5 protein-coding genes and 1 pseudogene are annotated in these 3,508 nt (G+C 58.7%); all 6 read left to right on the forward strand.

The annotated features are described in order from the left end of the window. Positions 1-103: pseudogene (locus DBR24_RS34530) on the forward strand (Holliday junction branch migration protein RuvA); the annotation flags it as partial. Then, positions 104-1,165 (forward strand): Holliday junction branch migration DNA helicase RuvB, encoded by a 1,062-nt coding sequence (gene ruvB, locus DBR24_RS30090; RefSeq protein ID WP_123467205.1) that lies wholly within the window; start codon positions 104-106, stop codon positions 1,163-1,165. Between the two features lie 127 nt (positions 1,166-1,292). Then, positions 1,293-1,760 carry a tol-pal system-associated acyl-CoA thioesterase gene (gene ybgC / locus DBR24_RS30095; protein ID WP_123467202.1) on the forward strand — a complete coding sequence of 156 codons (468 nt, stop codon included), beginning with the start codon at positions 1,293-1,295 and terminating at the stop codon, positions 1,758-1,760. Further along, positions 1,750-2,445, forward strand: a complete 696-nt coding sequence (gene tolQ / locus DBR24_RS30100) for a protein TolQ (protein WP_007912733.1) — start codon at positions 1,750-1,752, stop codon at positions 2,443-2,445. Before ybgC ends, tolQ begins: the two co-directional genes overlap by 11 nt. 23 nt (positions 2,446-2,468) lie before the next feature. Further along, positions 2,469-2,921 carry a protein TolR gene (tolR, locus tag DBR24_RS30105; RefSeq protein ID WP_161794900.1) on the forward strand — a complete coding sequence of 151 codons (453 nt, stop codon included), beginning with the start codon at positions 2,469-2,471 and terminating at the stop codon, positions 2,919-2,921. Further along, positions 2,921-3,508, forward strand: a 588-nt coding sequence (gene tolA / locus DBR24_RS34535; protein WP_256592000.1) for a cell envelope integrity protein TolA, incomplete at its 3' end; no start/stop codon positions are given. The genes tolR and tolA, both read left to right, overlap by 1 nt.

Genomic DNA, 3,508 nt, shown 5'->3' on the forward strand with positions numbered 1-3,508 from the left:
GGGTTACAAGCCGCAGGAAGCGAGCAAGGCGATTTCCGCGATCAAGGACAAGAATTTGAGCAGTGAAGACATGATCCGCCGCGCCCTGAAGGGAATGATTTAAGTGATTGAAGCTGATCGTCTGATCGCCGCCGCGCACAGTCCGCGCGAGCGCGAAGAAGTCCAGGACCGGGCCATCCGCCCGGTCAGTCTGGCCGACTATATAGGCCAGCCGACGGTACGCGAGCAGATGGAGCTGTTCATTCAGGCTGCCCGTGGCCGAAACGAATCCCTCGACCATACGTTGATTTTTGGCCCGCCGGGGCTGGGCAAGACCACGCTGGCCAACATCATCGCCCAGGAAATGGGCGTGTCGATCAAAAGCACGTCGGGCCCGGTGCTCGAGCGTCCCGGCGATCTCGCCGCGCTGCTGACCAACCTTGAACCGCACGACGTGTTGTTCATCGACGAAATCCATCGCCTGTCGCCGATCGTTGAAGAGGTGCTGTACCCGGCGATGGAAGACTTCCAGCTCGATATCATGATCGGTGAAGGACCGGCGGCGCGTTCGATCAAACTCGATTTGCCACCGTTTACGCTGGTGGGTGCAACCACCCGGGCCGGCATGCTGACCAATCCGTTGCGTGACCGTTTCGGTATCGTCCAGCGTCTTGAGTTCTACAGCACCGCTGACCTGTCGACCATTGTCAGTCGCTCGGCGAACATTCTCGGCTTGCCGCTCGATCCGGACGGCGCCTTTGAAGTGGCACGCCGGGCTCGCGGGACGCCGCGAATCGCCAACCGGCTGTTGCGCCGGGTGCGCGATTTCGCCGAAGTGCGGGCCAAGGGGCATATCACCAAAGCAGTGGCGGACCTGGCGTTGAACCTGCTGGATGTCGACGAACATGGTTTCGATCATCAGGACCGGCGTCTGTTGCTGACCATGATCGAGAAGTTCGATGGCGGTCCGGTGGGGGTCGACAGCCTCGCCGCTGCCATCAGCGAAGAGCGCCACACCATCGAAGATGTGCTGGAGCCGTATCTGATTCAGCAGGGCTACATCATGCGCACGCCGCGGGGCCGGGTGGTGACGCGACATGCCTATCTGCACTTCGGTTTAAACATTCCGTCACGAATGGGCGAAATGCCCGTGGCAGACGAGTTTCTCGATGCCGTCGACGACTGATACACATTTTTTGGCGATTTATTCAGGGTTTGTACTGTCAGAGGACGGTACTTTTGCGGTAAAGCCGCGAATCAATGAAAAACAGTTGTCTGGCCGGATTGGCAACCTGAGGAGTAAGCACTAGAGTATGCGCGCGCAAAACGGGCTTGAGCCGTTCGCACATCGTTGTCGCGTTTATTACGAGGACACCGATGCGGGCGGCATCGTGTATTACGTTAATTACCTCAAGTTTATGGAACGGGCTCGAACCGAGCGGCTCCGCGAGCTGGGCTTTGCCCAATCGCAGCTGGCAGGGGAGGACCTGTTGTTCGTCGTGCATTCCAGCGAAGCGCGTTATCACGCGCCGGCGCGACTGGACGATGAACTGCTGGTAAGCGCTGATGTAATCGAATTGAACCGTGCCAGCCTGCGCTTCAAACAGCAGGTCAGGCGGGCAACGGATAATGTGCTGCTCTGTGAAGGGCAGTTTTTGGTGGCCTGTGTGCGCACTAACAGTTTGAAACCCCGGGCCCTTCCCGATGATCTGCGTGCGGCCTTCGCCGACGCGGTCGGTCCGGGTACACACTCTAAGCAGGAGATAAAGCGTGGAAGCTAACGTCGTCGACCATTCCTCCATGTGGAGCCTGGTCAGCAATGCCAGCATCGTGGTGCAGTTGGTAATGTTGACTCTGGTGGCCGCATCGGTGACCTCATGGATCATGATCTTTCAGCGCAGCAACCTGCTGCGTGCCGGTCGACGCGCCCTGGAGAGCTTCGAGGAGCGCTTCTGGTCGGGCATCGACCTGTCCAAGCTGTACCGTCAGGCGGGCAGCAACCCGGACCCGGATTCGGGTGTGGAGCAGATCTTCCGTGCCGGTTTCAAGGAATTCTCCCGTCTGCGTCAGCAGCCTGGCGTCGATCCTGAAGCGGTGATGGAAGGCGTGGCCCGTGCCATGCGCGTCGCCATCTCCCGCGAAGAAGAGAAACTGGAACAGAGCCTGCCGTTCCTCGCCACTGTCGGTTCGGTCAGCCCGTACATCGGTCTGTTCGGTACTGTATGGGGCATCATGAACTCCTTCCGCGGTCTGGCCAGCGCCCAGCAAGCGACCCTGGCCACCGTGGCTCCGGGTATCGCCGAAGCCCTGATCGCCACGGCGATCGGCCTGTTTGCCGCGATCCCGGCCGTTATCGCTTACAACCGTTTCTCTGCCCGCAGCGAAACCTTGCTGAGCCGCTACTACACCTTCGCCGATGAATTCCAGGCGATCCTGCACCGCAAAGTGCACACCAGCGAAGAATAAGCAGGTATTTCCCGATGGCTTTAATCGCTCGAGCCCGAAACAAGCGCAAGCCGGTCGCCGAGATGAACGTAGTGCCCTACATCGACGTGATGCTGGTACTGCTGGTCATCTTCATGGTGACCGCGCCGATGCTCAATCAGGGCGTGAAAGTGGATCTGCCCAAGGTTTCCAGCGAAGCCTTGCCGCAGGACAACAACACTCAGGTGCTGACGATTTCGATCAAGGCTGACAAGACCTATTACTGGAACCTTGGCAGCGAAGTCGATACCGAGAAGCAGCAGGACAGGGCCATGACCCTGCCGCAGATGACCGACGCGGTGACCAAGATCATTCGTGCCGGCACCGAAGGCGGCAAGCGTACCCAGGTCTTTATCCGCGGCGACAAATCCGTCGATTACGGCGCCGTCATGGGCGCCATGGGCGGGTTGCAGAAAGCCGGGGTCGGTAATGTTGGTTTGATTACCGAGGCCCCCTGATGCAGCAACAGCGAGAGCCGTCCGCCTCGGAAAGCTACTTCTGGCCTAGTGTTCTGGCGATTGTCCTGCACGTGCTGGTGTTCGGCATGCTGTTCGTCAGTTTCGCCTTCACACCAGAACTGCCGCCGGCCAAGCCGATTGTCCAGGCGACCCTGTATCAACTGAAATCGAAAAGTCAGGCAACCACCCAGACCAATCAGAAGATTGCGGGTGAGGCGAAGAAATCCGCCGCGCGCCAGACTGAAGTCGAGCAGATGGAGCAGAAAAAGGTCGAGCAGGAAGCGGTGAAGGCTGCGGAACAAAAGAAAGAAGAAGCGGCTCAAAAGGCCGAGGAAGCCAAGAAGGCCGACGAGGCGAAGAAAGCGGACGAAGCGAAGAAGGCTGATGAAGCCAAGAAAGCCGACGACGCGAAGAAAGCCGAGGCCAAGAAGGCAGAAGAGAAACAATTGGCTGATATAGCCAAGAAGAAAGCCGAAGAAGAAGCCAAAAAGGCAGCTGAAGAAGAGGCCAAGAAAGCGGCCGCTGAAGAAGCCAAGAAGAAAATCGTCGAAGACGCGAAGAAGAAAGCCGCCGAAGACGCCAAGAAG

This window comes from Pseudomonas sp. HMWF006 (genome assembly GCF_003061205.1).
GTDB classification, from domain to species: domain Bacteria; phylum Pseudomonadota; class Gammaproteobacteria; order Pseudomonadales; family Pseudomonadaceae; genus Aquipseudomonas; species Aquipseudomonas monsensis.

What these genes read in the sequence shown, in the direction of transcription:
- ybgC (WP_123467202.1), top strand. Translation starts at nt 1,293, where the DNA reads ATGCGCGCGCAAAACGGGCTTGAGCCGTTCGCACATCGTTGTCGCGTT.